The sequence below is a fragment of the Larkinella ripae genome, assembly GCF_054780775.1.
Genome location: NZ_BAAGVR010000028.1, coordinates 307,201 through 334,032 on the forward strand (window position 1 = coordinate 307,201; position 26,832 = coordinate 334,032).

Consider the following 26,832-nt stretch of genomic DNA (forward strand, 5'->3'; position numbering starts at 1 on the left):
AATAGGTGATCAATCCAATTCTTAAACTCCTTTCCTGCGGTTCTGGAGGTACGTTTCGAGTTCGGGTAAGGCGAGGGCGTTGAACGTCATGGCGGTGGTCAAACCGCCTTTGCGGGCCACGGACACCCCGTAATTCATGTCGTGAAACCCGGCCATTTCGTGAGCGTCCGGATTGATGCTCAGCATAACTCCCTTGCTGACAGCGTATTGAATCCAGCGCCAGTCGAGGTCGAGCCGCCAGGGGCTGGCGTTGATCTCGATCACCACCCCGCGTTCGGCGCAGGCATCAATCACGGCTTTGTAGTCGATGGGGTAGCCCGCGCGGGCCAGCAGCAGCCGACCGGTGGGGTGGCCCAAAATGGTAGTAAACGGATTCTGAATGGCGTTGATCAGCCGGGCGGTCGCTTTTTCGCTGTTCATCGACAGGTTGGAGTGCACCGACGCCACGACGTAATCAAACGATGCCAGAATTTCCTCGTCATAATCCAGCGAACCGTCACCTAAAATGTCGGATTCAATGCCTTTCAGAATTTTGAATTTTCCGCCAAACTGCTCATTCAGCCGGTCAATTTCTTCGTGCTGCTGTTTGACGCGGTACGGTTCCAGTCCGTGCGCGTAGGATGCCGTTTGGGAGTGGTCGGCGATGCCGAAATAGGAAAAGCCCAGGTCGCGGCAGTAGGTCGCCATTTGTTCGAGCGAGTGCTTGCCGTCGGAGTAGGTGCTGTGGTTGTGCAGAATCCCGCGCAGAGCCTCCCAGGTAACCAGCTCACGGGGGCTGTGGGTTTGCGCCCAGTCAAATTCCGTACGGCCCTCCCGCATCTCCGGCACAACATAAGGCAAACCGGCCCGTTGATAAATTGCTTCCTCGGTTTCGGCCGGAAAAGCCATGCTGGTCTGAAGCAAAGTCCAGCCCGACGGGCCCGCAACGGCCAGGTGTTTCTCGGCGGCCGAATGCGTAAAGAATTTACCCTCAAACTGCTCGGGCAAAACCGTAATGATTTCAATCAGAACTTCGTAGCCACTGGCCTGTCCGCGCCAGACAAAGGGACTGGATTCGATTTCGTTCTGTTCGAGGTAAGCCAGGGACTTGAGGGAGGCAAAAGCCGCAACCGGATCGGTGGTGCTGATGACAAACTGCACGCTGTCGACTTCTTCGGTTTTCCGCCGGACCTGCCCGGTAATTTCGACCCGGCTGAACTCTTTTTCCAGTTCTTCGAGCAGCCTATTCGCCAGCGCTTCGGCTTTGTCCATGCGGAGCTTGCCGGTCTGGTTTTGCAGAAAAGCCAGCGATTCGAGAATGGCCTGCTGCGTTTTCTCACCGAACCCTTTGATCTTGGCAATTTCACCGCTTTCGCACGCCAGCCGCAAATCACGGAGGTTGTCGATGCCCAGGTCGCGCCAGATAATCCGGATTTTTTTGGCTCCGATGCCTTTGATCCGGAACATTTCCATCACCCCTTCGGGCGTCTGCGCCAGCAAGTCGTCCAGGTCCTGGAGCCGCCCGGTTTCCACAATTTGCAGTACCTTTCCGGCCACCGCCTTGCCCACACCCGGCAGCTTGATCAATTCCGGAAACGACAGTCGGGTCAAATCCTCGGCGGTTTTGTCCAGGTTGAAGGTCGCAGCCTGATAGGATCTGATCTTGAACGCATCCCCGTCGTGGAGCTCCATCAGTTTGGCCGTTAATTCCAGAATATCGATAATTTCGGTATTGCTCATGGTGTTGGTCGGGGACTGTTTGTGGAACCAAACGCTCTACGACGGTTTAGTTGTTGGCCCGTTGTAAAAGAAAGTTGGTCTAACGCATTGATTATGTATCGAATCTGATTAATTTAATTTCCCCAACAACCCTAATCCCCTACATGGACCCACGCGACCCTCATCTTTGGAAGCAGGCGAAAGCCCGTGCCGGTTTCAAAATGCACCTGCGGACCTATCTGTTTGTCAATGCGGTTCTCTGGCTGATCTGGCTAATCATTTCGCTTGTTTTTCAGGAAAAGTGGGGGCTTTATCCCTGGCCAATCTGGGCCACGCTGGGCTGGGGCATCGGATTAATCTCCCATTACTTCAGCGTCTACCACGGTTTCAACGAAAAAAATCTGGCCGAGCGCGAATACGAGCGACTCAAACGTACCCACGGACTTTAACCGTGGGAATCAGACTCCGGATTCGTCAGACGGCCACCGGCGCTTTGATAGCCGGGAACGGATCGTAATTCTCCAGCTTAAAATCGTCGTATTTAAAATCGAAAACCGACTTCACCGCCGGATTAATTTTCATGGTGGGCAGCGGACGCGGTTCGCGGGACAATTGCAGATGAACCTGATCCAGGTGATTGAGATACAGGTGCGTATCCCCGCCCGTCCAGATGAATTCGTGGGGCTCATACCCACATTCCTGGGCAATCATCATCGTTAGCAGGGCGTAAGAGGCAATGTTAAACGGCACGCCCAGAAACACATCCGCACTGCGCTGATACAACTGGCAGGAAAGCCGGTTTTCGGCCACGTAGAATTGAAACAGGGCGTGGCAGGGCGGCAATGCCATGTTGGGCACATCGGCCGGATTCCAGGCCGAAACAATGATCCGGCGCGAATCCGGGCGGTATTTCAATTGCTTCAATACGTCCTGCAACTGATCGATCACCTGCCCGTTCGGTCCTTCCCAACTGCGCCATTGCTTGCCGTACACCGGGCCGAGTTCGCCGTTTTCGTCGGCCCATTCGTCCCAGATTTTAACGCCGTGTTCGCTCAGGTAATTGATGTTGGTGTCGCCCTTGATGAACCACAGCAGTTCGTGAATCACCGACTTGAGGTGAATTTTTTTCGTCGTAACGATCGGAAAACCTTCCTGTAAATCGAAACGCATCTGGTAGCCAAACACACTCAGGGTACCGGTGCCGGTGCGGTCGGTTTTCGGGGTGCCGGTGGCCAGAATATGACGGAGCAGATCGTGGTATTGTTTCATACTGCCAAAATAAAAAAAGGCTTCCGGGTTCAAAAGCCTTTTGGGAGATAAAAGATTTAGGATAAATGAGAATCGAAACGAGACCAAGGGCAAGGTGTTCGTAGTCTGGCCCTTAACCCTTCAAATTCATTCGTCTCCATTTGCGGGTCTATCCCTTACCCTTATTTTTCAATCGTCAGAGAATACGTGATGCTGGCCGTTGGGCGGATTTGCGCCGTCGCCGAGCAGTACTTATCCATCGACAGATCAATCGCCCGGCGGGCCTTGTCTTCGTCCAGTTCGCCCTTCAGAACATAGTGCAGGTGAATCGAATGAAACGGAGCAGGCGTGGTGTCGGCGGGGCGCTGACCTTCCACCGTAATCCGGAAGTCTTCAATCACCTGGCGTTGTTTTTTCAGAATCAGAATCACGTCGATGGCGCTGCAGCCGGCTAAGCCCATCAGCAGCATTTCCATCGGGCGGGCCCCGGCGTTGTGGCCGCCAATGTCAACGGCGCCGTCGATGTGAATGGGTACGTCGGAAACACCGGTTGCCTCAAAGTGGAAGGCGTCATCGACCCGATTCAGCTCTACTTTCATCGTGTTCGTTTTGGGCGGAACGGTATTGGTTTGCTCACTTTGCATGGTTTTTTCGTTATTGCGTAGTGGGTACAAAATTGCTTATTTCTTATAAGTTACGTAATTTCACCTAAATAAATTCCTGACGGTTATGTCGGATAAACTATTTGATTTAAAAAACGATAGACGGCTTAGCGTCTACTTATACCGGACCGGATTTGGTTTCTGGTTATTGTATATTTTGATGGGAGCCCGTTTTATGCGGGATATTGTCATATACCGGACCGACTGCGCCATCTTTTCCTTTTTTCTGATGGTAATGGCCTTATCGGCGTCGATGTATTATGACTACCACCATCACCCTGCCGAATTCGAGCAGAAAAAGAAATGGCTGATCATCCTGTACATGATTCTGGCCGGTTTGGTATACGTCTTTATTTTGCGGAAAGAACCCTTCGATTTATCCCAGCTCCTGCCCAGGTTTTAGGATTTCATCACCTTCGTTATCTCGTTGAGACGTTCCAGCTTTGCCTGAAAGTCGCCTTTCAGCCGGTTGCGAATGGTTTGCAGGTTGTCCAGCGTGGCCTGTAACGAGTCCGGCAAAATTTCTTCCAGCACCTCCCGAAACCGCTTTGCAAAGGTGGGCGATTTGCCATTCGTTGAGATGGCAATTTTCAAATCCCCTTTTTTTACCACCGAGCTGAGGTAATAGTCGCACAGTCCGGGCGTGTCGGCCACGTTGACCAGAATCCGGCGGTTTTTGCAGTCGGCCTGCACCTGAGCGTTCACGGCTTGCTCATTCGTGCCTACGATAACCAGATCCTTGTCGTCCAGAAAACCGGGTGCGTAGGTGTCGTAAATTAATTGAAGATTAGGGTGTTGCCGGGCGAGTTCGACAATTTCCTCCCGAATGGCGGGCGCTACCAGGGTCACCGGAGCATTGGGCGCATTTGACAACAAGGCCGTCACTTTTTCCAGTCCGACATAACCGCCCCCCACCACCAGCGTTTGCAGGTTCTCGATTTTGACAAAGATTGGGAAGAGGGTGTTCATGGACGGAAAAAGGGAAGTAAACCGCTACCGGCTATCCTTTTCAAGTTAGCATTTCATTGGGTCTATTCCTCTAGTACTGGAAATAGGATGGACACTAACTGGAAACGTAGCCAGCTAATTTGATTCTAGCTCTGGGTGATGGCGTTTTGTAAATGGGCTAATTGAATGTTTCGCAGCCGGGCCACTTCGCCCACCACGATGATCGCCGGGGAGCTGATGCCCGAGCTGGCTACCTGTTCGCCAATGGTCGCAACCGTGGCGGTAACGGTTTTTTCCTCCGTTAAGGAGCCGTTTTGAATGATCGCAACCGGCACGTCGGTTTTTCCACACGCGCCAAAAACCGCCATGATCTCGGCCAGTTTGTGCATGCCCATCAGAATGACCACGGTCGCCGTTGACTGAGCGGCCAGGTGCAAATCGTGCGAAAGCTGACCGGTTTTGGTGGTGCCCGTCACCACCCAGAAGCTTTCGCTCACTCCGCGGGTTGTCAAGGGAATGCCCGCCAGCGCCGGAACGGCATAACTGCTGGACAGGCCGGGAATTACTTCGGTTTCGATGCCGTACTGCCGGGCGTACTCCATTTCTTCGTAACCCCGTCCGAAAATAAACGAATCACCGCCTTTCAAACGCACCACGTGCCCGTATTTCTGGGCGTAATGCACAATCAGGGGGTTAATTTCTTCCTGCGTACACGAATATTCGTTCAGCCGTTTGCCCACATACACTTTCAGCGCATCCGGTTTGCAATAATCCAGTAAATCGGGGTGTACCAGCGCATCGTACATGACCACATCGGCCTGCTGCAACGCTTTTACACCTTTAAGGGTAATCAAATCCGGATCACCGGGACCCGCCCCAACCAACGTTAATTTCATATGTAAAGGAGGAGAGGAGGAACGAAAAAGGGGAAAGGAAGATCGTGCACTCCTCCTTTTCTCCCCTTTTTCATTCTTCCTTTTTAACTGTCTTTTGCAATCACTAATTCCTGCAATTCCGGCAGGCCATCCTGCTCGATTTGCCGTTCGCGGTAGGCGCGGACACTGTCCAGAAACGACGCGGCTCTGGCAATGAAGGACTGGGCGAATTCGGCGCTCGGTTCGCTTTTGTTAATGCTGAATACGAGCGTTTTAAACTCACCTTCCTGCGTGTGAAAACCGGCTTCCCCCAGGAAGTTTTTGTCAAAATCACTGACAATTCCGTGCTGGGTGTTGGTGTTAATGTCTTTCATCATCAAACCGCCTTTAGCACCCGTAATCAAGACGTTGTAGGCGTGGTAGATGGCGTCGGCCCAACGGCCGTCGGCGTAGGCTTCGCTGGCCCAGCTCAACTTGTCAGTGCCTTCGGTCAGGGTCGTGGCGACGAGGTCGATCATAACGCCCGCGCACTCGCCAATCCCGATTTCCGTCACAAACTGTTCGGTGTGATCCCAGTCGGTGTAGTCCTCCTGCGAAAGGGTTTTCAGATCGGCCAGCGGTTTCAGAAACGAATAAAAATAATTCTTGCCCTGGCGCGCATAGTAATCACTGTAGTATTCACCATCGAAAGCGTTGGCTTCGTAGTCGCGCAGCAACAGCCGCAGCGCATCCGGTCCGCGTTTGGTAGGAACTTTAACTACTTTATCCCCGAACAGACCTTCGCCTTTGCCGTTGAAACCGCCCCCCAGCAAGACCTGCAAAGCCGGAATGACATAAGCGCCGTTTTTGACGGAACTGCTGTGGAAACCAATGTTCGCAACCGAATGCTGGCCGCAGCCGTTCATGCAACCCGAAATCTTGATTTTGATGTCGTTGTTGTAAATCAGGTCGGGGAACTCGGCTTTCATCATTTTTTCCAGTACCCGCGTAATGCCGTAACTGCTCGAAATGGCCAGGTTGCAGGTATCGGTGCCGGGGCAGGTCGTAATGTCGGCCGTCGAATCAAAACCGGGATCGGCAAGCCCCAGTGCCTCGAGTCCGGCGTGCAAAGCAGGCAGATTTTCGGGTTTTACAAACCGGAGCAGGTAGCCCTGGTTGACCGTGACCCGAATGTCATCACCGGCGTATTGCTTCACCAGTGACGCCAGCGCCCGGGCTTTGTCCGAATGCATATCTCCCAGCAAAATCCGCAGCTGAACGGCGTACCAACCCGTTTGTTTCTGCTCGAACACGTTGGTTTTCAGCCAGGCCTGGTAACGTTCGTCGGTTGACAGCTCCGCGGGATTCTGCTGTTGCCCCGCAGATTCAACCTGGGAAGCGCCACCGAGTTCCGGATTGATCGGATACGTTTTATTCTTCAACGCCAGCCGTTCTTCTTCCACCCGGCGCAGAAATTCTTCCAGGCCAATGTCCTGCAACAGGAATTTCATCCGGGCTTTGTGCCGACGGGAGCGCTCGCCGTACCGGTCGAAAACGCGGATACACCCTTCAATGAAAGGAATCACCAGGTCTTCTTCCAGAAACTCATAGGCGGTTTCGGCCATGTAAGGCTGCGCGCCCAGACCGCCCCCGATCATCACTTTAAAACCGCGTTGGCCTGCTTCGTTGACGCGGGGAACCAGCCCAACATCGTGCATGTAGCCATAAGCGTTGTCTTTTTCACTGGATGACAGCGAAATTTTGAACTTCCGGCCCATCTCCTGGCAAATCGGATTGCGGAGCAGGTAATCGAAAATACTGTAGGCGTAGGGCGTAATGTCAAACGGCTCGTCGGGGTCAATGCCGGCTTTGGCAGCGCCCGTCACATTCCGGACCGTATTGCCGCAGGCTTCACGCAGGGTGATCTTGGCATCTTCCAGATCGGCCCAGAGCTGGGGCGTATCGGCCAGTTTGACAAAATGGAGTTGAATATCCTGCCGGGTGGTCGCGTGCAGGTTGCCCGTTGCGTATTTGTCGGAAATATCGGCAATTCGGATTAACTGATCAGCCGTAATGCGACCGTAGGGCAATTTGATGCGAATCATCTGCACACCGGGCTGGCGTTGGCCGTATACCCCGCGTGAGAGCCGAAATTTACGGAAATGCTCCTCGGTCATTTCGCCATCCGCAAACACGCCAATTTTTTTCTGGAGGTTCAGAATGTCGCGTTGGGCAACGTTGCTGACGTTATCGGTGAATTGAACAGACATGATTTATCGCTTTAGTGAGATAGTCGATAGAATTAAAAGACTAATACTTTGAACAAAAGGCCGGTTTTTTCCGGCGCGCTGCTATCTGGTTTATAGACAAATGTACTTATTTATGAGTTCCTGAACGGACGCAAACCGGCATACTTTTAATTATTGCTCATAACTAACCGTTATGCAAAATGTTGCCGGATGCCGGACGGAGTCATCTTCAAAGTCCCAAAATGCAAAAACGGTGCCGCTATTTTAGTAGGGCACCGTTCGGGCTTCATGGATGTAAATGGCTGCTTATTCGGCCTCACCCTGAAGCATCAGCGCTCCCACGGTTACGTTCGACGTTTCATCAATCAAAATAGCGCCACCATTGACCCGGTTTTTGGTATACGGATCGAAACTGACCGGTTTTGCCGTTTTAAGAATGACTTTGGCAATGTCATTCAATTTGAGGCTCTCGATGTCTTCGTTCTCCTCGTACGTGTTGACGTTCAGTTGGTAGACAATGGCACGAATGGAGCAGCGCGTGCGAAAGGTGCCGTGTTGCAGGGTGTATTTATTGCCGACTTTCAGGGCTTTGGTATCCATCCAGCACAGCATGGCTTCCACATTTTGGCTCACAATCGGCTGGTTGTCGGACTTGACAATCAGGTTACCCCGGCTAATATCTACGTCATCGGCCAGGTGCAGCACGACCGACATGGGCGCAAACGCTTCGTCGAGGTGGGTTTCGGCAATCTCAATGGCATCAATGGTGGATGTTTCGCCGGTGGGCAAAACCGTCACCGCATCGCCTTTCCGGAAAACACCGCTGGTAATTTTGCCGGCGTACCCCCGGTAATCGTGCAGTTCGGCGGTTTGCGGACGAATGACGTACTGAACCGGGAAGCGGGTATCCGTCAGGTTCTCATCCTGATCAAGCTCGACGGTTTCCAGGTGGCTCAGCAATGGTTCGCCTTCGTACCAGGGCATGTTGGCGGATTTGTCGACCACATTATCACCGTTCAGGGCGCTCAGCGGAATGTACGTCACCGGACCGAAATTCAGCTTCTGAGCCAGTTCGTTGTAATGAATGCAGATATTGGAAAAGACATCCTGCGAATAACCGACCAGATCCATTTTGTTGACGGCCACCACAATGTGCGGTATGCCCAGCAGCGACGCGATCAGCGAGTGTCGCCGGGTTTGCTCCACCACCCCATGCCGGGCATCGACCAGCACCACCGCCAGCTGGCAGTTGGAGGCTCCCGTCACCATGTTGCGGGTGTACTGAATATGCCCCGGCGCATCGACGATAATGAACTTACGCTGGGGGGTCTGGAAATACCGGTACGCTACGTCGATGGTAATGCCCTGTTCGCGTTCGGAGCGCAGGCCGTCGGTTAGCAGCGCCAGGTCAATTTCGCCTTCATCCCGGCTTTTGCTGGCGCGTTCGATGGCTTCGAGCTGATCGGCCAGAATGGATTTTGAATCGTATAACAGGCGGCCGATCAGCGTGCTTTTGCCGTCGTCGACGCTACCTGCGGTAATAAATCTTAGAAGGTCCATTAATTTAATTTTCAATTTCAATAAGTTCGTCACCTATTTGAAGAAGAGGCTTTACTGTTGGGCTAGATTTGCCAGAGGAAATATGGAAAGATTTACCAGATATAAATACATCGCCCTCAGAAGAGAATCTAATTTCAATGTTTGAAAGCGCTGTATTTTGTTTTGGGCGATTTAACTTCTTCTCTTCTTCACGCGAAAATGACCTGCCCAATTTTGCACTTTCTTTGAGCATTTCGTCAGGATCCAAATCAAGTGGTTGTGTTCCAGGAATACCGGGAACTCTGATTTTTACTCCTGAAAAAGCAAGCGTATTGTCTTTGATATAAGCGGTCATAAAAACTTTTGGAGAAGTCAGCTTTTTTAAATAGTTATTAGAACCGGTTCTCCATTTTTCAACCTCTTCTGTATAATCATTCAATCTGATTTCTCCATTCGACCACAGTAGTACCACTTTATAAGGTTCGACCTGTAAAAGCTTTTGGGGCCTGATTAATTGCCGCTGTATTCTTGCCATAGGGTCATTAATCGTTTTTTGTTTTTAGGATCAGCTACATATTCGGTTACTTTTTTAAGTTTCCTTATGGGAAGCGAACCTTTAAATATGCTTGCATCATCAATCACAATTAAAACTTCATGCTCAGCAGATTTTGCATGGATGTGCGGAGGAGGATGATCTTTAAAGTATAATTCAATTTTAAGTTCTTCAATAAAAGCTACGGTCGGCATTTTGATAACAATAACGGATAGTTTCTATCCAATCAAAAATAACCGCCTTTTTTCCGGTCTTCCATGGCCGCTTCCGACACCTGATCGTCGATCCGGGTTTCGCCCCGTTCGCTGATGCGGGTGGCCTGAATTTCGGCAATGGCGGCTTCCAGCGTGTCGGCATCCGACTCCACGGCCGCCGTGCAGGAAATATCGCCCACCGTCCGAAACCGGACTTTCCGGGTCACAAGCTGGTCGGTTTCTTCCGGCTGAATGACGCCCTTTGCCGTGGCCAATAACTTACCGTCGCGCAGAATCAACTCCCGTTCGTGGGCAAAATAAATGCTCGGCAGGGCAATGTTTTCGCGTTTGATATAATTCCAGACGTCGAGTTCGGTCCAGTTCGAAATCGGGAAAACCCGGACATTCTCCCCTTTATGAATCTTGCCGTTGTAGGTATTCCAGAGTTCGGGCCGTTGCAGCTTGGGGTCCCAGGAGCCAAATTCGTCGCGCACGGAAAAAACGCGCTCTTTCGCCCGGGCTTTCTCCTCGTCACGCCGGGCACCACCGATGCAGGCATCAAACTCAAATTCTTCGATGGTATCGAGCAGGGTAAACGTCTGCAGGGCATTCCGGCTGGCGTTTCGGCCCGTCGGTTCTTTTAGTTTTTTCTCGCGAATCGTGTCTTCGACGTACCGGACAATCAGCTTTTCGCCCAGACTTTCGGCCAGCCAGTCCCGGAAATCGAGGGCTTCCTGAAAGTTGTGACCGGTGTCGATGTGCACGAGCGGAAACGGAAATTTGCCCGGCCGGAACGCTTTCAGGGCCAGGTGCACCAGCGTAATGGAGTCTTTTCCGCCCGAGAACAGGAGCGCGGGCCGTTCAAATTGCCCGGCAACTTCGCGCATGATGTGAATCGCTTCCGATTCGAGTTGATCTAGATAATCTAACTTCATTCTTAGTGAGCGAATTAGCGAATGAGCGATTGAGTCATAAAGTGAGCGGTTTTGAAAAATCACTCCAGCACTCCATCACCCCTTCACTCATTTAGCGTGTAATCCACATTCTTTCTTTGAATTATCTTCCCACCACCAGCGGCCGGCCCGGAAGTCTTCTCCCTCCTGAATCGCCCGGGTGCAGGGCTGGCAGCCGATGGAAACAAAACCGCGGTCGTGGAGCGGGTTGTAGGGCACGTTGTTTTTGCGCACATACGTCTTCACCTCGTCGAACGACCAGTTCATCAGCGGGTGGAATTTGAAGAGTTGGTGCGCGTCATCATTTTCCAGTTGCGTCATGGTCTGGCGGTTTTGCGACTGCTCCGCCCGGATGCCCGTGATCCAGATTTTGTTGCCCGCCAGCGCCCGGTTCAGCGGTTCGACTTTCCGGATGAAACAGCATTCTTTCCGGTTTTCGATCGACTCGTAGAAACTGAACGGCCCCTTGGCGTTTACCATTTTTTCGAGCGGTTCGCCTTTCGGGTAATACGCTTCAATTTTGGTATCGTAGCGGCTGTTGGTTTTCTGCCAGACCTGATACGTTTCGCCAAACATCCGGCCCGTATCCAGCGAAAAAACCCGGATCGGGATGTGATTGGCCAGAATCATGTCCGTAATGACCTGATCTTCGTAGCCAAAGCTGGACGAAAAAACAACCTGACCCGGAAACAGCTCGGCCAGTGTCCGCAAGCTTTCCACTTCACTTTTGCCCGCCAGCAGATCGGCCAGACTTTCAATGGTATAAGAAGGTTCTGCTATCATAGCGTCCCTGTGGGCTTCGCCCGGTATTATATTTTAAATTTAGCTATAGTCAACTTACTTGAGTGCAACGGGCTTTCCGCCAGCTTTCGCCGATTGCCGGGCCGCATCCAGAATTTCCATCACCACCATATTCACTTTCAACGATGACAAATCATCCGTCGATTTAGTTTCACCGCGTACCACCTGCGCCAGATAATCGAACGGATCGGAAACCGGCGCGTCGGTTTTGGCGGCTTCGGCGGTCTGCTCGGCTTTATCGCCTTTAAGCCGAATCCGCATCCGGGTTCCGTCCAGCGTGAACACGTACCCGGTTTCACCGTACACCTCCATGTCCTTGCGGCTGAACGGCCAGTTCCACGAGGCCTGAATCACCACCTGCGCTTTCGGATATTCCAGAACGATGGTGGCGTCGTCGTCTACTTTCGGGTACACATCCGGCTTGATCTGCAACGTAAACGCACTAACCGTACGCGGTTTTTCGCCGTTTAGCAACCAGGTTGCCAGGTTGGCGCCGTAACAGCCGAAATCGAACAGGGCTCCGGCGCCGTTTGTTACCGGATCGGTCAGCCAGGCCACAAATTCCTTGTTCATCTGGGCCGGCCCGTCGTGGCCGTCGTGCACCACAATCCGGCGAATCGGACCAATTGCCCCTTCTTTCACCGCCAGCTGATACGCTTTGTGATTGCTGCCGTACCAGGTAGTTTCGTAATTGGTCAACAAATGAATGTTGTGCTTTTTGGCCAGGGCTTCCATTTGCCGGGCCTGATCAATGCTGACGGCCAGCGGTTTTTCCACCATTACATGAATCCCGCGGGGCGCGCACACCTTGACGACATTGATGTGATTACTGATTTCGTTAAAGGCCGTGACGGCATCGGGCTTGGTTTTGTCCAGCATTTCCTCGACGGTCGAATAAACCAGACTCATCGGCAAATTGTACCGTTTCAGATACCGCTCGGCCACTTCCCGATTCGGTTCGGCAATGCCGACCACCTCAATTGTGGGGTCACCGGTTTTCGTGGCCCGGTTCAGAATCCAGCCGACGTGCGAGTGCACCAAACCAACCACGCCGATGCGCACCGGTTTTTTCGTATTCTGCGCAAAAAGTCCCGAGTTTGACAAGATCAGAACAATAAAGGTTAGACTGATTTTCAGATGCTTCATCGCTCACCGGCTTTCATGAGAATGGCTATTTCGATTTCTTTGGAAAATCTAAAATCAGTTTTTGTGCGTAATTCGTTTAATAACTGGTCCAAAGAATTCACTAAACCGGCTTCCTTGGCTTTCAGCAAAACCCCAAGCGTCCCAATAATTGATAGACCTAATTCCTTAGCAACTGAACGCCCTTTAGCTTCATCAATTATTAGTGTGCATTCAGGAAGTGAATTTGCCAGAGCGATCGAAGTGGCTTCACCTTCATCTAATCTGTGTTGCAATTCATTCAAAAAAACGTTCGGCTGGATATAGACAATTTTAATCCAATCTGGTAACAGAAACTTACATTCATTCGCTACAATAGTGGTTACGGTAACCGTGTTGTAAAGTTTTTTAAGCAAATCAAGAAGTCCAATTTTACGAAGAACAATTAGACAACTTGCATCCGCTATGATTACCATGCCAGTTATAAATTTTTAATATCCTCCGGTGTCTCTCCAAAGATCGAAATCCCGTAACGACCGATTGATTCAAGAAATTCTGCCTTGCTGATGCCCACCATTTCGGCTGCTTGTCCAGAGGAGAGAAGTCCCTTTTCGAATAGTACGCCCGCCAACTGCATCAACAAATCACGTTCATTAATTGAATCCGGCAGTTGAATGGTTAGCGTTTTCATGATCGTCTAATCGAAAGGTAAAAATCAGTAAAGGAAATGAACGCGTCACTCGACCGCCGACTTCACCGCTTCTGCCGACTTCGCCACCGCCTGCTCAAAATCCGCCACCAGATCGTCACCGTCCTCCAGACCTACCGACACCCGAATCAATCCTTCAGTGATGCCCAGAGCCGCTTTCTCATCCGGTTTCAGTTTGGAGTGCGTGGTCGTAAACGGATTTGTGACGATCGTGCGCGTGTCCCCTAAGTTAGACGAAAGCGACGCAATTTTCAAGGATTCAAACAAGGCTTTGACCCGATCAAAACCGCCTTCGACTTCAAACGTTACAATGGCGCCCCCCGCGGCCATCTGGCGCTGGGCCAGCTCGTGCTGCGGGTGGGAGGGAAGAAACGGGTATTTGACGTGCTGCACGTCCGGGTGCTGTTCGAGCGCCTGGGCCAGTTTCAGGGCGTTGGCGCAATGACGATCCATCCGCAGTTCCAGCGTTTCAAGGCTTTTCGACAGGGTCCAGGCGTTGAAGGGCGACATTGATGGACCCGTATGCCGGGCAAAAAACCGGATCGGGGCAATCAGTTTTTCCGGCCCGACAATCACACCGCCCAGCACGCGCCCCTGCCCATCCATATACTTGGTGGCCGAATGAACCGAAAGGTCCGCGCCAAAGTCGAGGGGCGTTTGCAGAATCGGCGTGGCAAAGCAGTTATCGACGTTCAGAATAAAACCGTATTTGTTTTTCAGCCGCCCCAGCATTTCCAGATCGACCAGCTCCAGCCCGGGGTTGGAGGGCGTTTCCAGGTAAACCATCTTCGTGTTGGGCTGAATGGCCGCTTCCCATTCCGCTTCCGTCGCGCTGGCATCCACGTAGGTATACGTAATGCCCCACTTAACCAGAATCTGCGAAATGATCTGGTGGGCCGAGCCAAACAACGCCCGACAGGCCACAATATGATCGCCCGACTTCAGCAGGGCGGCCATGCTGGCAAAAACCGCAGCCATGCCCGTGGCCGTTGCAATACCGGCTTCGGCATTTTCGAGCATGCACACTTTATCGACAAACTCCGTGACGTTCGGATTGGAAAACCGGGAATAAATGTTGCCTTCTTCCGATTCCTCAAACAGGGCTTTGCCTTGTTCGGCGCTTTCAAACGTAAAACTGGAAGTCAGAAACAAAGGCGTCGAATGTTCGCGATACTGCGACTTCTTCGTCTGGATACGGATGGCTTTCGTTTGTTTTTTCATGAATGCGAAGCTAGACAGGGGAGTCAGGACAAGAGATGATTGTTTTTCTAGTCTCTTATTTCATTTCCGTTGTCTTATAAAACGACCGACAAAATATTACGCAAACTTACAATTATTACGACGACTCCGACCATGATCATCATGGCTTTTATGGGCAAACGGGTCGAAAGGAGGGCGGCAATGGGAGCCGCAATCATGCCGCCCAGAATCAGGCCGACGATGATTTGCCAGTGCGTCAGACCAATGAGGGTAACAAAAGTCAGGGAGCTGGAGAGCGAGATGAAAAATTCCGCCAGGTTAACCGAACCGATGGTGTAACGCGGATGCCGCCCGCTGGCAATCAGGGTCGACGACACAATCGGTCCCCAGCCACCGCCACCGATGGCATCCATCGTCCCGCCAAACCACGCCAGCAAACCAATTTTTTTGATCGGTTTTTTCTTGTTGCGTTTGGCGAGGGCTTTCTTGAGGATCAGAACCCCCAGCACCGCCGTGTACACCGCCACCGCCGGTTTGATATACATCGAATATTGCTCGAGCGACACCAGCACGTACGCGCCCATACAGGCCCCGATCACGCCCGGAATCAGCACGGCTTTGAATAATTTACTGTTGACGTTGCCAAACCGCAGGTGCATATAACCCGATACCCCGCTCGTGAAAATCTCGGAGCTGTGAACGCTGGCGCTCACTGCCGCCGGACTTACGCCCACCGTCAGAAGCAGGGTCGAAGCCGTTACGCCGTAGGCCATGCCCAGCGCGCCATCGATCATCTGAGCCACAAAACCGCCCGCCAGATAATACCAGAAGTCGTTGTTAAATTCCAGCGTAGTCAACACCAGCGTCAGCCGGTCGAGTGTAAGGTAACTCAGCAGCAGATGCCCGACAATCATTAGCGACAGGGCCGAAAAAACGTAGATGGCAATTTCCGTGCGGTTGCGTCGGCGGAGCAAAACCGGGCGGGTTGAGACATCCGGTGCCAGGCCGATTTCGGAATCCGGAAAGGCGGATTGCAGCAGCTTTACCTGTTCAGCCGCAGCGTCGCCCTGAACGGTTATCTTTAACCCATTTAAGTTCAGTCCGACGGGGGTAGTGGCTTCTGGAGAAGAGTCGGAGGCTGAAACAGGCTGCATAACTAATTAAGTATATATAGTTAGTAGAGAAAATCTGTCGTGAAAAACGGCATTTGGAATGTGCCGCCGGGTTCATCAAACGAAAGTGCAAAGGTGGGTAATCTATTGGATTAAAGCAAGAAAAAGTCCCTGTGATGTTATGGCTTCTCGGCCGGGTACGAAATTCCGGAGGGCGTAATTCCATTCAATTTTCGAAAAAACGGGCCATTTCCGGCCAGCGGCTGGGACCCGAAAGCGGGGCAGGACGAATTTGACAATTCAAACTTCAAAAGTGCCCGGAAATTTAAACAGGATTTTTGCCGCTGGGTGCAACGCTGTTCCGTTTTTTTTCATCTTATAGACAGTTTTCAATACCTGCTCATTACCGCCAATCTCATGGTGTCCATTCCAGGACATCCAGTGTCCAAAAATGGACGAAAAAGGAGGATTTTGTACGCATCAATACCCATTTCAAAGCAATTAAGGCGGTTTTTTACCTTGGCCCCAGATTTGTTCTGCAAATATTGAATTAATAATAACTTTTATTTCCAGTAAACAACAAGCACAAGCATCATGAAAACCTTCCTTCCAACCCGGCCCGGACTCCGGAATCTGCTGTTCTTTCTTTTTTTCGGTACCGGCTTTGTGGCACATGCCCAGTCGGACTATTACGCGAAAACCGACTCATCGAAGGCTTACTGGAAAATTCAGACCGACTTCTCGAGCCAGAACACCCTGATCCGGTTTTTTAACAACCGCCACGAGCCCATTTATCAGGAAACGCTGCCCGGTCGATACGTCAAGCTGACCAATCGGAACATCCGCCTGTTCGACGAAATGCTGCAACGGTTGCTGACGAATCAGCTGGTGTCGGCGGAGGTCAAAAGCCATGAGTTGATGGCGGCCAGCACCGGTGTTCCGTACCATGTCATTTCGGTCCCTTCGTCGAAGCCGGTTTCGACGTCCTATTTTTTAGCTCCCGTTACTGAGCCTCTGAACATCAGTCCGATGCGCTCCGATGTGGCCATCAGCGATGCCGGTAAACTGAAAGTTCACGCAGTGAACCTGCTGGAAGAACCGATGCTGGTTACCCTGCTGGATGATCAGGGCCGGTATATTTTTAAGGAAAAGGTGGCCTTGTCGCACTACAGCCGAACGCTGAATGTGACGCAGTTGCCGGAAGGCCGATTCCGGTTCGAAGTTTCCGGCGCTCAGAAGGACTATTCTTACCGGCTGCTGATTCAGGATAATCCCCGGACGTACCAACTGAAAACAATTCGCTGAAGGAAACCCGGCGGGGCCGCGGGCGTTCGTCGGCCCTAAAACCGGGTCTGTCCGGGTTTTTCGGGATTCCGTCCTTTCTATTTAGCGGTTTGAGCCGGATTGCGCTGTTTTGTCAAGCCTTAATTCTTACCAGTTGGTACGTCAGCGGACACTTTCTGTACGGTTTCGGACAGGCGGTTTTTAGCAAAAGGCCCTAATCAGCATGTATTGGCCGTTTTTTGATCTGGCAACAGATTTGTCTTACAAAGTTTGAATAAATACTACCTAATTAAACAAACTGTAAACAACAAGCACAATCCCATGAAACCCGTTCTCAACTCAATTACCAAAACCGCTGGTCGCCTGCTGGCCGTTGCTTTTCTGTTGGTTAGTGCGCTGGCAACCGCGCAGCCCCATTACCGTTCCGTTCATGAACCGGGCAAGAGTTACTGGAAAATTCAAACCGACTACGCCACCCGCAACACGGTCATCCGGTTTTACAACGCCCAGAACGAAGCCATCTACCAGGAGACACTTTTGGGCAAATACGTGAAGCTGAACCGGCGGAACATTCGGTTGTTCGACGAAATGCTGAGCCGGGTGGTCAACAGTCAATTGCTCGCTTCGCAGGTGAAATCCTACGATCTGATGGCGTCCAATGTAGCCGGTTTTGTGCATTATAAGGCCGTTAATCATCTGGAGGAGGAAAGCACTCTGGTGTCAATTTCGGAAAACCGGTCGTTTGTGGCCAATACGCTGGTCAACGAAGCGGGAAAACTGCGCGTCAATTTCTCCAATCCGAATCAGAAAAAGGTGCTGATTGAGCTGACGGACGAAACGGCGCGGACGGTGTACTACAACGAATCGAGCCATCTGGCGGGCTACAACCGGTATTTCAACATCACGCATCTGTTGAGCGGCAAATACCGGCTGCAAGTCAACAGTCCGGAGCAAAAACTGGCGTACTGGCTGACGGTCGACAAACCAAACCGCCAGTACGAATTAATCCCGGTCAAATAAGCCGGAAAACCGTCGAACGCTGTTCGGGTTCGGACATTCAAACTGTACGAATTCGGACAGCGGTTTTCTGAAAAGTTGCTCATACGGCCTTCACAGGCCGTTTTTTGTTTCTGGCAGAAGATTTGTTCTACAGAAGTTAATTATATCTCCTGGCCATGAGACGATCGTATTTAGGTGAGTTTGAAGAGGTGGTACTGCTCACCGTGGCGGTTTTGGGCGACAGTGCCTACGGCGTTGCGATCACCGACGAACTGGACCGGCAAACGGGCCGGGCCGTCAGCATCAGCGCGGTTCATGCGGCTTTGCACCGGCTCGAAGAGAAGGGAATGCTGAAATCGCACCTGGGCGAAGCCACGGCGGAGCGCGGTGGACGGCGCAAGCGGCTGTTTTCGGTGACGGTTTTGGGCAGCCGCACGCTCCACGACATCCGGTCCGTCCGCGAACAGCTCTGGGATTCGATTGCGCCGAATGGCTTACCCGCGGTTAGTTTATAGGCTGAATGCATAATTAATAATGAATGTAATGTTTGTAAAAATCTGGTAGACAGGTAATTATTCATTCTTAATTGTCTATTCGAAAATATGAAAGAGTCCCCGCCCCGTTGGGCCGACCGGTTGCTGGAATGGTTTTGCGCTCCGAATCTGGTCGAGGAGATACAGGGCGATTTATACGAACGATTTGACCGCCGGGCCCGCCTTTTCGGAACCGCCTACGCCCGTCAGCAATACGTCTGGGAGGTGCTGAAGTTTCTGCAACCCCAGTTCTTGAAACGAAAACCCGATCCTTTTAAAAACCCGAGCTGGACCGCCATGTTACGCAACTATTTCACGATTGCCTACCGGACTTTACTGCAACAAAAAAGTTACGCGTTCATCAACGTTTTCGGGCTGGCACTGGGGCTGGCGGCCTGTATCATCATTTTTCTGGTGGTTCGCAACGAACTGTCGTACGATGCTTTTCACCAAAAAGCCAATCGCACGTACCGAATGGTGGTCCACGGCCTTGATTACAACCCCAGTGTGTCGTTTTCCGTAGCGCCGGCTTTTCGCACCGATTTTCCGGAAGCAGAGCAGGTTTCCCAGTATTTTTACCAGCACGAAACCCAGATTGAGATCGGCAAGAAGCGGTTTCTGGAAGAGCATTATGCGTTCGCCGACGCGGCTTTTCCGCAGGTCTTTGATTTTACGTGGCTGACGGGCAATCCGAAAACCGCCCTGACCGAGCCTAATACGGTGGTTTTGACCGAGCAGATGGCCCGGAAATATTTTGGTGACCAGAGCGCAATGGGTCAGACCATCCGGATGGATAATCAGCGCGACCTGCGGGTCACCGGTATTATCCGGGATTTGCCGGCCAATACGCACCTGAATTTCAATTTTCTGGTGTCCTGGGAAACCATTCGCAAGGAGGTAAACCTCCGGGATTTCTGGTCCATTCAGGGCGGTTATCTGTACGTGGTGTTGCCCCAAAACCTCTCTCCGAAGCGCGTGGAAGCCCGCTTACCGGCTTTCATGAAAAAGAACTGGGCGGACCAGTTTGAAGGCGATTGGGGCGATCTGCTGCTGCAGCCGCTGCTGGAAATTCACTTTGACAAACGGTTCGGAACGCAAATTACCATGCCGCGCTCCAAAGAAACCATCTACGGACTGGCGGGTGTAGCGGTTTTTATCATCCTGACGGCCTGCATCAACTTTGTCAACCTGGCCACGGCCCAGGCGGTTCGGCGGTCGAAGGAAGTCGGCATTCGCAAGGCGCTGGGGGCTTTCCGGCGGCAGTTGGTGGGGCAGGTGCTGGGCGAAACCACCCTGCTGGTAACGCTGGCTGCGGTGGTGGCCCTGGGGGCGGTCTGGGCGTTTCTGCCGCTAACCAAACCCCTGCTGGACATTCGAATCGACGCTGAACAGCTTATTCAATGGCCGGTTCTGGCGGCCATCGCGGGCATTTTGCTGGGCACCATCTTGCTGGCGGGTTTGTATCCGGCTTTTATCCAGTCGGGTTTCCAGCCCATCCGGGCGCTCAAATCCCGCACTACGGAAGGCACCTTTGGCGGCATGGCGGTTCGCAAAAGCCTGGTGATTATGCAGTTTGCGATTACGCAGGTACTCATCATCGGAACGCTGGTGGTGGCTTACCAGATGGATTTTTTCCAGAATCAGAATATGGGTTTCGACAAAGAAGCCATCGTTTCGTTCGGAACCGGTGAAAAAGCCGATGTGCTGCGGCAGAAATTGCAGAACAATCCGGGCGTTGCGCAATTCAGTTTTGCGTCGGCGGGTCCCGCCTTTAACCGCAATTTTGCGCCTTTTTCGGCACCGGACTTTGGCATGATGGAGAACGACGTCGTGGAGGTGAAAATGGTCGATGAGAATTACATTCCGATGTATGGTCTGACGATGCTGGCGGGGGATCCAGTCGTCAAAACCGCTGAAACCGACACGGTTCGGAGTGTGGTTGTCAACCAGACGCTGATTCACCGGCTGGGCATTCAGAAAGAAACCGACGCCATCGGCAAACGGCTGCGGCTGGCGGGCGGTCCGGCCCTGATTCGGGGCGTGGTGCGGGATTTTCAGAGCGAATCCAAGCACGGCAAAATTCGGGCCTGTGCCCTGTTTTACGAATCGCGGGCTTTTCGGCAGACGAGCGTGAAACTCCGGCCGCAAAACGTTCGCGAAACGCTGGCGACCATCGAAAAAGACTGGACGGAACTGAATCCGGATTACCTGTTTACGTACGAATTTGTCGATGAGCACATTGCGAAGCTCTACACGCAGGAGGAAAAAATGTACAACGCCTTCCGGTTATTTTCGGGTATTGCCATTGTCATCGGCGGTTTGGGCTTGTTCGGGCTGGTGTCGCTGATGGCCGTGCAGCGGACCAAGGAGGTGGGCATCCGGAAGGTGCTGGGGGCCTCGGTGGAAAGCATTGTGGTGTTGTTCTCGAAAGAATTTGTCTGGCTGATGCTGATTGCGTTCGTCGTGGCGGCTCCGGTGGCCTGGTATGGGATGGATCTCTGGCTCCGGGAATACGCATACCACATTGAGATCGGACCGTCGATTTTCCTGGTCGCCATTCTGATCACCTTCGCCATTGCGGCCCTGACCGTCAGTTACCAGAGCATTAAAGCCGCGCTGGTGAATCCGGTGAAGTCCCTGCGGTCGGAGTGATGAGTTAAGAGTGATGAATGATGAATTATAAATGATGAGTGATGAATGAAGGGTTTAACACAAGGCGTGTCAGCCAACTCATCACTTCTCATTCAACATTCTTCAAAAGTTATGGAACCCCACAAGCCGCCCCGCTGGGCCCGCCGATTGCTGGAAATCTGCTGCGCTCCCCACTTGCTGGAGGAGGTGGAGGGCGATCTGCACGAGCGGTTTTTGCGGAATGGGCGGCTGTTTGGCAAATCCTATGCCCGGCGGCAGTACGTCCGGGAAGTGCTGAGTTTTCTGAAGCCCCGGGTGGGCGGACCGGTTTTTTCCAAGCGACAAGCGTCCTCCCAGCCGTCAACGTATTTATTACAACCAGCTATGATTCGTAACTATTTCAAAACCGCCTGGCGAACGTTACTGAAAAACCGGTTTTACTCCCTGATCAACATGGCGGGCCTGACCGTGGGGCTGGCCGTCGGGATGCTGATCCTGTTGTGGGTGCAGGACGAACTGAGTTTTGACCGGTTTCACGCGAAAGCCAGCCAGATTTACCGGCTCGAAAACCAGGTGGGCACCGGCACCAGTCAGCAGATCTGGACCACCACCGTAGCCCCCATTGCCGAAATGGCAAAACGGGAAGTTGCCGACGTGAAAGACGCGGTTCGGATCAGCGACGGCGGCTTGTACACCCTGTATAAATACCGGGATCGGACGTTTGTGGAAGAAAAGGCGGTTTTTGCCGATCCCACCTTGTTTACGGTTTTTGATTTTAACCTGATCAAAGGCAATCCGGCCAATCCGTTTCCGGGCGACCATTCCGTGGTGTTGACCGAAACCACCGCCAAACGGTATTTCGGCGAGGACGAGCCGATTGGTAAAGTCATTACGGCCGACGGAAAAACGAGCTTCACGGTGAGCGGCATCGTTCGGGATTTTCCGAAAAATTCCAGCATCACCGGCGACCTGTTTATCCCGATTTCAAAGTGGTTCAAAACCATATACGCGAATCGCCAGGATGGCCGGAACCAGGATAATGACTTCCACGAATTTGCCTACGCCACGTATTTACAACTGCAACCGGGGGTTAATACCGAAGCCTTGGCCACCAAACTGCGCACGATTCACCTCCGCAACAAACCGGACGATACTGACCTGACCTATTTGTTGCAGGCATTGCCCAATATGCACCTGTACCGGGCCGACGGCAGCGAGGGCGGTATGGAAACCGTGCGGATGTTCGTCATTATTGCCGTATTGATTCTGGGCATTGCCTGCATCAATTACGTGAATCTTTCCACGGCCCGGTCCATGTTGCGGGCCAAGGAGGTGAGCATGCGAAAAATTGTGGGCGCGGCCAAAAGGCAGTTGTTTCTCCAGTTTATCGTCGAAACCGCGCTGTTATTCACCTTGTCGGCGGGCCTGGCAATTGGATTGATGAGCACGCTGATGCCGTTTTATAACCAGCTTACGGGCAAAGAACTCACCATCGATTTCACGGACGCCCACATCTGGCTGGTGATCGGTTTCACCATTGCCGGCACCCTGCTGGCATCGAGCATTTATCCCGCCCTGCTGCTCTCGTCGTTCGAACCCCTGAAAGTCCTGAAAGGCAAGGTGTCGGCGCGGCTGACGGATGCGGTTTTTCGGAAAATGCTGGTAATCACGCAATTTGCGGTTACGGTTATCCTGATTTCCGGAACGTTGATCATCAGCAACCAGCTGGATTACATTCGTTCCAAAGATTTGGGCTACGATAAAACGCACGTCTTTGCTTTTTTTCAACGGGAAATGGCCCCGCATTTTGACGCCGTCAAAGCCGATTTGCTGCAACAGCCCGGCGTGGTGGGCGTAGCCCGCGGCAACAACAACATTGTGGAACTGGGATCGCAAACCGGGTCGAATTCGTGGGACGGCAAAGAACCCGGCGAAACCATGATGATCCGGCCGATGGCGGTCGATGAAGAATTCGTGCCCTTCTTTAAAATGACGATGCAGCAGGGCGCCAATTTTACCGGGGGCGTCGCCGATTCCCTGCATTTTATCCTGAACGAAACCGCCGTTAAAGCCGCCCGCATCAAAGATCCCATCGGGAAACGCTTCAAGCTCTGGGACCGGGAGGGGACGATCGTTGGAGTGGTCAAGGATTTCCATTTTGCCACCATGAAGCAGAAAATCGAACCCTCGGTTTTGTATTACGAACCCCGGCACGCGGGCCGGATCTACATCAAGACGACGGGAAAAGACGCCCCCGAGGCCATTGCGGCCGCCGAGCGCTTGTGGAAACGTTACAATCCGGATTATCCGTTTAACTACGCGTTTCTGGACCAGACGTTTGATAATCTGTACAAAGGGGAGCAGCGCACCGGCACGCTTTTTACGGTTTTTGCCACCATCGCCATCCTGATTTCGTGCCTCGGCCTGTTTGGGCTGGTGGCTTACACGGCGCAGGTTCGAACCCGCGAGATTGGCGTGCGGAAAGTGTTGGGTGCCAGTGTATTGGGTATTATTCAACTGCTGGCGAAGGATTTCGTCAAACTCGTTCTGATTGCCATTGTCATTGCGGTGCCGGTGGCCTGGTATGCGATGGACCAGTGGCTGGCGGGATTTGCATACCGCATTGCGGTTCAGTGGTGGATGTTTGCCGGGGCGGGTTTGCTGGCCTTAACCATCGCCCTGCTGACGGTCAGTTTTCAGAGCATCAAAGCCGCAGTAGTGAATCCGGTGAAGTCCCTGCGGTCGGAGTGATGAGTTAAGAGTGATGAATGATAAATGATGAATGAAGAGTTTAACACAGAGCGCGTCAGCCAACCGCCCGGGCGGCCCCCTCATACCGCCTAATTCATACCTTCTCATTTTCTAAAGAGTATGGAACCCAACAAGCCGCCCCGCTGGGCCCGCCGATTGCTGCAAATCTGCTGCGCTCCCCACTTGCTGGAGGAGGTGGAGGGGGATTTATACGAGCGGTTTTTGCGGAATGGGCGGCTGTTTGGCAAATCCTATGCCCGGCGGCAGTACGTCCGGGAAGTGCTGAGTTTTTTGAAACCCCGGGCCGGCGGTCCATTCTTTTTTAAACGCCAACCGGCTGAGTATCCAACAACTTTTCTAATGAACAGCAGTATGCTTCGCAATTACCTGAAAATCGCCTGGCGGAACATCGCCCACAACAAATCATTTTCGGCCATCAACATCCTGGGCCTGGCCCTCGGCATGGCCTGTAGCCTGCTGATTGGACTCTGGATTCAGGACGAATTCAGCGTTGATGCCCACCACGCCAACGGGCCGCAGCTTTACAACGTCATGGAGCGCCAGTTCTTCGACGGCAAGGTTGAAGCCGGCCCCGGAACACCCGGCCTGCTGGCCGCCGAATTGAAAAAAGAGTTTCCCGAAATTGCGTATGCCGCCAGTCTGTCGTGGGAAGAAGAGCGGACCTTTTCGGTGGGAGAAAAGCTGAATAAGGAAAAAGGCCGGGCCGCCGGAGCCGACTGGTTCCGGATGTACACCATTCCGCTGCTGGCCGGTACAGCCGAAAATGCCCTGGATGCGCCAAACAAAATCGCTATCTCGCGGAAGCTGGCCCAGAATTATTTTGGCAGCGTCCAGGCGGCAGTGGGCCAGAGCATCCGGATCGCTAACAAGGATGATTACCAGGTCAGTGCGGTTTTTGAGGACCTGCCGACTGCCAGCTCGGAGACCTACGATTACCTGCTGAGCTGGACGGACATGCTGAATCGCAACGAGTGGTTGAAAGACTGGGGCAACAGCGTACCCCAGACCCGCATTATGCTGCAAACCGACCGCAACGGGGTTTCGGCCGACCCCGCGCGGCTGGAAGCGAAGATGCAGTCTTTCCTGAAAAAGTACAAGCCCAATATGCAGGCGAAAGGCTATGACATTCAGTTGTTTCTGCATCCTTTTCAGGACGCTTACCTGTATTCCAATTTCAAGGATGGCTACCCGAACGGCGGGCGCATCGAATACGTCCGGCTGTTTGGCATCGTGGCGGTTTTTATTCTCCTGATTGCCTGCATCAACTTCATGAACCTGGCCACGGCCCGGTCCGTCAAACGGGCGCGTGAGGTGGGAGTGCGGAAGGTGGTGGGGGCCGGGCGCAACTGGCTGATCGGTCAGTTTATTGGCGAAGCGCTGGTGTTGACCACGCTGGCGCTCGGCATTGCGCTGGTTCTGGTCTGGGCGTTGCTGCCGACCTTTAACGGCCTGACCGAAAAGCACATCACGTTTCAGCTGACCAGCGCGTCCTTCTGGCTCATGCTGCTGGGCATGACCTTCGTTACCGGTCTGGTGGCCGGCAGTTATCCAGCGCTGTTTTTGTCGTCGCTGAACCCGATTCGGGTGCTGAAAGGGAGCGTGCGGTTTGGGTCCGGGGCGCGGCTTTTCCGGCAGGGGCTGGTGGTTTTTCAGTTTACGCTGTCGATGCTGCTGATCATCGGCACCATCGTCGTCTACCGGCAAATCGATTTCATTCAGACCAAAAACCTGGGGTTTGACCGGGAGGGGATGGTTTACATTTCGTCGGAGGGTGAGCTGGCCGGGAAATACGAAACCTTCAAACAGGAACTGTTGCAAAAACCGGGTGTGGAGGCTGTTACGTTCATGGACGGAACGCCCACCAACGGTTTTGGCAGCACGAGCAACGTTCAGTGGCCTGGCAAAGACCCGAGCACGAATATTCATTTTCAATTTACCAAAGTGGATTACGATTTCGCCAAAACCCTGAAAATCAAGGTAAGCGGCCGGGATTTCTCGAAAGATTTTGGGGCCGATTCGACCAATTTCCTCATCAACGAAACCGCAGCCCGCCGGATTGGCTACAAAGACCCGATTGGAAAACCGCTGACGATGTGGGGCAAAACCGGGACGATTATCGGGGTTATCACCGATTACCACCAGAGTTCGATGCACCTGGCCATTGAACCGCTGATTGCCAAACTGGAGCGGGGAGCCCACCAGAAAATGATCATTGTCCGCATTCAGCCGGGCCAGATCAAGCCGGCGATGGCGGGTCTGGAAGCGGTGGCGCGCCAGCTAAATCCGCAGTTTCCGTTTCGCTACACCTTTGCCGATGAGTCGTTTCAGGCGCTGTACCGCAGCGAAACCGTTGTCGGAACGCTGGCCAATTACTTTGCCTTTCTGGCCATTTTTATATCGTGTCTGGGCCTGTTCGGGCTGGCGGCTTTTACGGCCGAGCAGCGCACGAAGGAGATTGGTGTTCGCAAGGTGCTGGGCGCGTCGGTGCCGAGCATTGTGGGGCTGCTTTCGCGGGATTTTCTGAAGCTGGTGCTGGTCGCCATCGTCCTTTCCTCGCCCGTTGCCTGGCTGGCCATGCGTCAGTGGCTGCAATCGTACGTGTACCGAATTGATATGGAGTGGTGGATTTTCGCGCTGGCCGGTTTTCTGGCCGTCGGCATTGCCCTGCTGACGATCAGTTTCCAAAGCATCAAAGCCGCACTCATGAACCCGGTGAAGTCTCTGCGTTCCGAATGATGAATGCTAAATGATGAGGTAGGACGGGGCCGCCC

Annotated in this window: 24 protein-coding genes; 8 read left to right on the forward strand and 16 right to left on the reverse strand. The window is 52.8% G+C overall.

Annotated elements, in window-relative coordinates:
* Positions 1 to 21: 21 nt before the first annotated feature.
* Positions 22 to 1,719 (reverse strand): PHP domain-containing protein, encoded by a 1,698-nt coding sequence (locus ACYVHX_RS23070; protein ID WP_460674058.1) that lies wholly within the window; start codon positions 1,717 to 1,719, stop codon positions 22 to 24.
* Positions 1,720 to 1,862: 143 nt separating this feature from the next.
* Here ACYVHX_RS23070 and ACYVHX_RS23075 point away from each other — a divergent pair, with 143 nt between their 5' ends.
* On the forward strand, positions 1,863 to 2,147 hold the full coding sequence (locus ACYVHX_RS23075) for a 2TM domain-containing protein (protein WP_460674059.1): 285 nt from the start codon (positions 1,863 to 1,865) through the stop codon (positions 2,145 to 2,147).
* 25 nt (positions 2,148 to 2,172) lie between these two features.
* On the opposite strand, the gene ACYVHX_RS23080 is transcribed toward ACYVHX_RS23075, so the two are convergent.
* Both ACYVHX_RS23080 and ACYVHX_RS23085 read right to left on the reverse strand, forming a co-directional pair.
* On the reverse strand, positions 2,173 to 2,967 hold the full coding sequence (locus tag ACYVHX_RS23080; RefSeq protein WP_460674060.1) for a thymidylate synthase: 795 nt from the start codon (positions 2,965 to 2,967) through the stop codon (positions 2,173 to 2,175).
* Positions 2,968 to 3,128: 161 nt separating this feature from the next.
* The gene (locus ACYVHX_RS23085) at positions 3,129 to 3,590 is read right to left on the reverse strand and encodes an OsmC family protein (protein WP_460674061.1); all 462 of its coding nucleotides are present in this window, start codon (positions 3,588 to 3,590) and stop codon (positions 3,129 to 3,131) included.
* 193 nt (positions 3,591 to 3,783) lie between these two features.
* Between ACYVHX_RS23085 and ACYVHX_RS23090 the strand changes: the two genes are divergently transcribed.
* Entirely contained in the window at positions 3,784 to 4,011 is a 228-nt protein-coding gene (locus tag ACYVHX_RS23090; RefSeq protein ID WP_460674062.1) for a hypothetical protein, read from the forward strand.
* On the opposite strand, the gene ACYVHX_RS23095 is transcribed toward ACYVHX_RS23090, so the two are convergent.
* The 13 genes from ACYVHX_RS23095 to ACYVHX_RS23155 all read right to left on the reverse strand — a co-directional run bounded on the left by ACYVHX_RS23095 (position 4,008) and on the right by ACYVHX_RS23155 (position 15,884).
* A complete protein-coding gene (locus tag ACYVHX_RS23095) occupies positions 4,008 to 4,577 on the reverse strand; it encodes a precorrin-2 dehydrogenase/sirohydrochlorin ferrochelatase family protein (RefSeq protein ID WP_460674063.1) in 570 nt (189 codons plus the stop codon). The genes ACYVHX_RS23090 and ACYVHX_RS23095 overlap by 4 nt on opposite strands.
* Before the next feature lie 125 nt (positions 4,578 to 4,702).
* Positions 4,703 to 5,452: a uroporphyrinogen-III C-methyltransferase gene (gene cobA / locus ACYVHX_RS23100; protein ID WP_460674064.1), complete on the reverse strand. Its 750-nt coding sequence runs from the start codon at positions 5,450 to 5,452 to the stop codon at positions 4,703 to 4,705.
* Positions 5,453 to 5,535: 83 nt separating this feature from the next.
* Positions 5,536 to 7,680, reverse strand: coding sequence for a nitrite reductase (locus tag ACYVHX_RS23105; RefSeq protein ID WP_460674065.1), 2,145 nt, complete (start codon positions 7,678 to 7,680; stop codon positions 5,536 to 5,538).
* Between the two features lie 285 nt (positions 7,681 to 7,965).
* Positions 7,966 to 9,219 (reverse strand): sulfate adenylyltransferase subunit 1, encoded by a 1,254-nt coding sequence (locus tag ACYVHX_RS23110; RefSeq protein ID WP_460674066.1) that lies wholly within the window; start codon positions 9,217 to 9,219, stop codon positions 7,966 to 7,968.
* Positions 9,220 to 9,223: 4 nt separating this feature from the next.
* Entirely contained in the window at positions 9,224 to 9,733 is a 510-nt protein-coding gene (locus tag ACYVHX_RS23115) for a hypothetical protein (RefSeq protein ID WP_460674067.1), read from the reverse strand.
* Complete coding sequence (locus ACYVHX_RS23120; protein ID WP_460674068.1) at positions 9,709 to 9,945, reverse strand: DUF4160 domain-containing protein; 237 nt, start codon at positions 9,943 to 9,945, stop codon at positions 9,709 to 9,711. The genes ACYVHX_RS23115 and ACYVHX_RS23120 overlap by 25 nt, the downstream gene beginning before the upstream one ends.
* A gap of 32 nt (positions 9,946 to 9,977) precedes the next feature.
* Positions 9,978 to 10,880 (reverse strand): sulfate adenylyltransferase subunit CysD, encoded by a 903-nt coding sequence (gene cysD / locus ACYVHX_RS23125; protein ID WP_460674069.1) that lies wholly within the window; start codon positions 10,878 to 10,880, stop codon positions 9,978 to 9,980.
* A gap of 87 nt (positions 10,881 to 10,967) precedes the next feature.
* Entirely contained in the window at positions 10,968 to 11,681 is a 714-nt protein-coding gene (locus ACYVHX_RS23130; RefSeq protein ID WP_460674070.1) for a phosphoadenylyl-sulfate reductase, read from the reverse strand.
* 54 nt (positions 11,682 to 11,735) lie between these two features.
* Positions 11,736 to 12,845 carry a Gfo/Idh/MocA family protein gene (locus ACYVHX_RS23135; protein ID WP_460674071.1) on the reverse strand — a complete coding sequence of 370 codons (1,110 nt, stop codon included), beginning with the start codon at positions 12,843 to 12,845 and terminating at the stop codon, positions 11,736 to 11,738.
* Entirely contained in the window at positions 12,842 to 13,297 is a 456-nt protein-coding gene (locus tag ACYVHX_RS23140; protein WP_460674072.1) for a DUF3368 domain-containing protein, read from the reverse strand. Before ACYVHX_RS23140 ends, ACYVHX_RS23135 begins: the two co-directional genes overlap by 4 nt.
* A 5-nt stretch (positions 13,298 to 13,302) precedes the next feature.
* Entirely contained in the window at positions 13,303 to 13,512 is a 210-nt protein-coding gene (locus tag ACYVHX_RS23145; RefSeq protein ID WP_460674073.1) for a UPF0175 family protein, read from the reverse strand.
* Positions 13,513 to 13,557: 45 nt separating this feature from the next.
* Complete coding sequence (locus ACYVHX_RS23150) at positions 13,558 to 14,751, reverse strand: trans-sulfuration enzyme family protein (protein WP_460674074.1); 1,194 nt, start codon at positions 14,749 to 14,751, stop codon at positions 13,558 to 13,560.
* A gap of 74 nt (positions 14,752 to 14,825) precedes the next feature.
* Complete coding sequence (locus ACYVHX_RS23155; protein ID WP_460674075.1) at positions 14,826 to 15,884, reverse strand: sulfite exporter TauE/SafE family protein; 1,059 nt, start codon at positions 15,882 to 15,884, stop codon at positions 14,826 to 14,828.
* Positions 15,885 to 16,436: 552 nt separating this feature from the next.
* Here ACYVHX_RS23155 and ACYVHX_RS23160 point away from each other — a divergent pair.
* From ACYVHX_RS23160 to ACYVHX_RS23185, 6 genes are all read left to right on the forward strand, one after another.
* A complete protein-coding gene (locus ACYVHX_RS23160) occupies positions 16,437 to 17,147 on the forward strand; it encodes a hypothetical protein (RefSeq protein WP_460674076.1) in 711 nt (236 codons plus the stop codon).
* Between the two features lie 300 nt (positions 17,148 to 17,447).
* Positions 17,448 to 18,146, forward strand: a complete 699-nt coding sequence (locus tag ACYVHX_RS23165) for a hypothetical protein (protein WP_460674077.1) — start codon at positions 17,448 to 17,450, stop codon at positions 18,144 to 18,146.
* 155 nt (positions 18,147 to 18,301) lie between these two features.
* Positions 18,302 to 18,640, forward strand: a complete 339-nt coding sequence (locus ACYVHX_RS23170; RefSeq protein ID WP_460674078.1) for a PadR family transcriptional regulator — start codon at positions 18,302 to 18,304, stop codon at positions 18,638 to 18,640.
* Between the two features lie 87 nt (positions 18,641 to 18,727).
* Positions 18,728 to 21,310 carry an ABC transporter permease gene (locus tag ACYVHX_RS23175; protein WP_460674079.1) on the forward strand — a complete coding sequence of 861 codons (2,583 nt, stop codon included), beginning with the start codon at positions 18,728 to 18,730 and terminating at the stop codon, positions 21,308 to 21,310.
* Between the two features lie 111 nt (positions 21,311 to 21,421).
* Positions 21,422 to 24,040 (forward strand): ABC transporter permease, encoded by a 2,619-nt coding sequence (locus tag ACYVHX_RS23180; RefSeq protein WP_460674080.1) that lies wholly within the window; start codon positions 21,422 to 21,424, stop codon positions 24,038 to 24,040.
* Positions 24,041 to 24,160: 120 nt separating this feature from the next.
* Positions 24,161 to 26,797 (forward strand): ABC transporter permease, encoded by a 2,637-nt coding sequence (locus tag ACYVHX_RS23185; protein ID WP_460674081.1) that lies wholly within the window; start codon positions 24,161 to 24,163, stop codon positions 26,795 to 26,797.
* Positions 26,798 to 26,832 lie beyond the last annotated feature (35 nt).

What these genes read in the sequence shown, in the direction of transcription:
- ACYVHX_RS23180 (WP_460674080.1), top strand. Translation starts at nt 21,422, where the DNA reads ATGGAACCCCACAAGCCGCCCCGCTGGGCCCGCCGATTGCTGGAAATC.
- ACYVHX_RS23155 (WP_460674075.1), bottom strand. Translation starts at nt 15,884, where the DNA reads ATGCAGCCTGTTTCAGCCTCCGACTCTTCTCCAGAAGCCACTACCCCC.
- ACYVHX_RS23175 (WP_460674079.1), top strand. Translation starts at nt 18,728, where the DNA reads ATGAAAGAGTCCCCGCCCCGTTGGGCCGACCGGTTGCTGGAATGGTTT.
- ACYVHX_RS23150 (WP_460674074.1), bottom strand. Translation starts at nt 14,751, where the DNA reads ATGAAAAAACAAACGAAAGCCATCCGTATCCAGACGAAGAAGTCGCAG.
- ACYVHX_RS23080 (WP_460674060.1), bottom strand. Translation starts at nt 2,967, where the DNA reads ATGAAACAATACCACGATCTGCTCCGTCATATTCTGGCCACCGGCACC.
- ACYVHX_RS23075 (WP_460674059.1), top strand. Translation starts at nt 1,863, where the DNA reads ATGGACCCACGCGACCCTCATCTTTGGAAGCAGGCGAAAGCCCGTGCC.
- ACYVHX_RS23170 (WP_460674078.1), top strand. Translation starts at nt 18,302, where the DNA reads ATGAGACGATCGTATTTAGGTGAGTTTGAAGAGGTGGTACTGCTCACC.
- cobA (WP_460674064.1), bottom strand. Translation starts at nt 5,452, where the DNA reads ATGAAATTAACGTTGGTTGGGGCGGGTCCCGGTGATCCGGATTTGATT.
- ACYVHX_RS23115 (WP_460674067.1), bottom strand. Translation starts at nt 9,733, where the DNA reads ATGGCAAGAATACAGCGGCAATTAATCAGGCCCCAAAAGCTTTTACAG.
- cysD (WP_460674069.1), bottom strand. Translation starts at nt 10,880, where the DNA reads ATGAAGTTAGATTATCTAGATCAACTCGAATCGGAAGCGATTCACATC.
- ACYVHX_RS23165 (WP_460674077.1), top strand. Translation starts at nt 17,448, where the DNA reads ATGAAACCCGTTCTCAACTCAATTACCAAAACCGCTGGTCGCCTGCTG.
- ACYVHX_RS23185 (WP_460674081.1), top strand. Translation starts at nt 24,161, where the DNA reads ATGGAACCCAACAAGCCGCCCCGCTGGGCCCGCCGATTGCTGCAAATC.
- ACYVHX_RS23110 (WP_460674066.1), bottom strand. Translation starts at nt 9,219, where the DNA reads ATGGACCTTCTAAGATTTATTACCGCAGGTAGCGTCGACGACGGCAAA.
- ACYVHX_RS23070 (WP_460674058.1), bottom strand. Translation starts at nt 1,719, where the DNA reads ATGAGCAATACCGAAATTATCGATATTCTGGAATTAACGGCCAAACTG.
- ACYVHX_RS23105 (WP_460674065.1), bottom strand. Translation starts at nt 7,680, where the DNA reads ATGTCTGTTCAATTCACCGATAACGTCAGCAACGTTGCCCAACGCGAC.
- ACYVHX_RS23095 (WP_460674063.1), bottom strand. Translation starts at nt 4,577, where the DNA reads ATGAACACCCTCTTCCCAATCTTTGTCAAAATCGAGAACCTGCAAACG.
- ACYVHX_RS23085 (WP_460674061.1), bottom strand. Translation starts at nt 3,590, where the DNA reads ATGCAAAGTGAGCAAACCAATACCGTTCCGCCCAAAACGAACACGATG.
- ACYVHX_RS23130 (WP_460674070.1), bottom strand. Translation starts at nt 11,681, where the DNA reads ATGATAGCAGAACCTTCTTATACCATTGAAAGTCTGGCCGATCTGCTG.
- ACYVHX_RS23140 (WP_460674072.1), bottom strand. Translation starts at nt 13,297, where the DNA reads ATGGTAATCATAGCGGATGCAAGTTGTCTAATTGTTCTTCGTAAAATT.
- ACYVHX_RS23145 (WP_460674073.1), bottom strand. Translation starts at nt 13,512, where the DNA reads ATGAAAACGCTAACCATTCAACTGCCGGATTCAATTAATGAACGTGAT.
- ACYVHX_RS23160 (WP_460674076.1), top strand. Translation starts at nt 16,437, where the DNA reads ATGAAAACCTTCCTTCCAACCCGGCCCGGACTCCGGAATCTGCTGTTC.
- ACYVHX_RS23120 (WP_460674068.1), bottom strand. Translation starts at nt 9,945, where the DNA reads ATGCCGACCGTAGCTTTTATTGAAGAACTTAAAATTGAATTATACTTT.
- ACYVHX_RS23090 (WP_460674062.1), top strand. Translation starts at nt 3,784, where the DNA reads ATGCGGGATATTGTCATATACCGGACCGACTGCGCCATCTTTTCCTTT.
- ACYVHX_RS23135 (WP_460674071.1), bottom strand. Translation starts at nt 12,845, where the DNA reads ATGAAGCATCTGAAAATCAGTCTAACCTTTATTGTTCTGATCTTGTCA.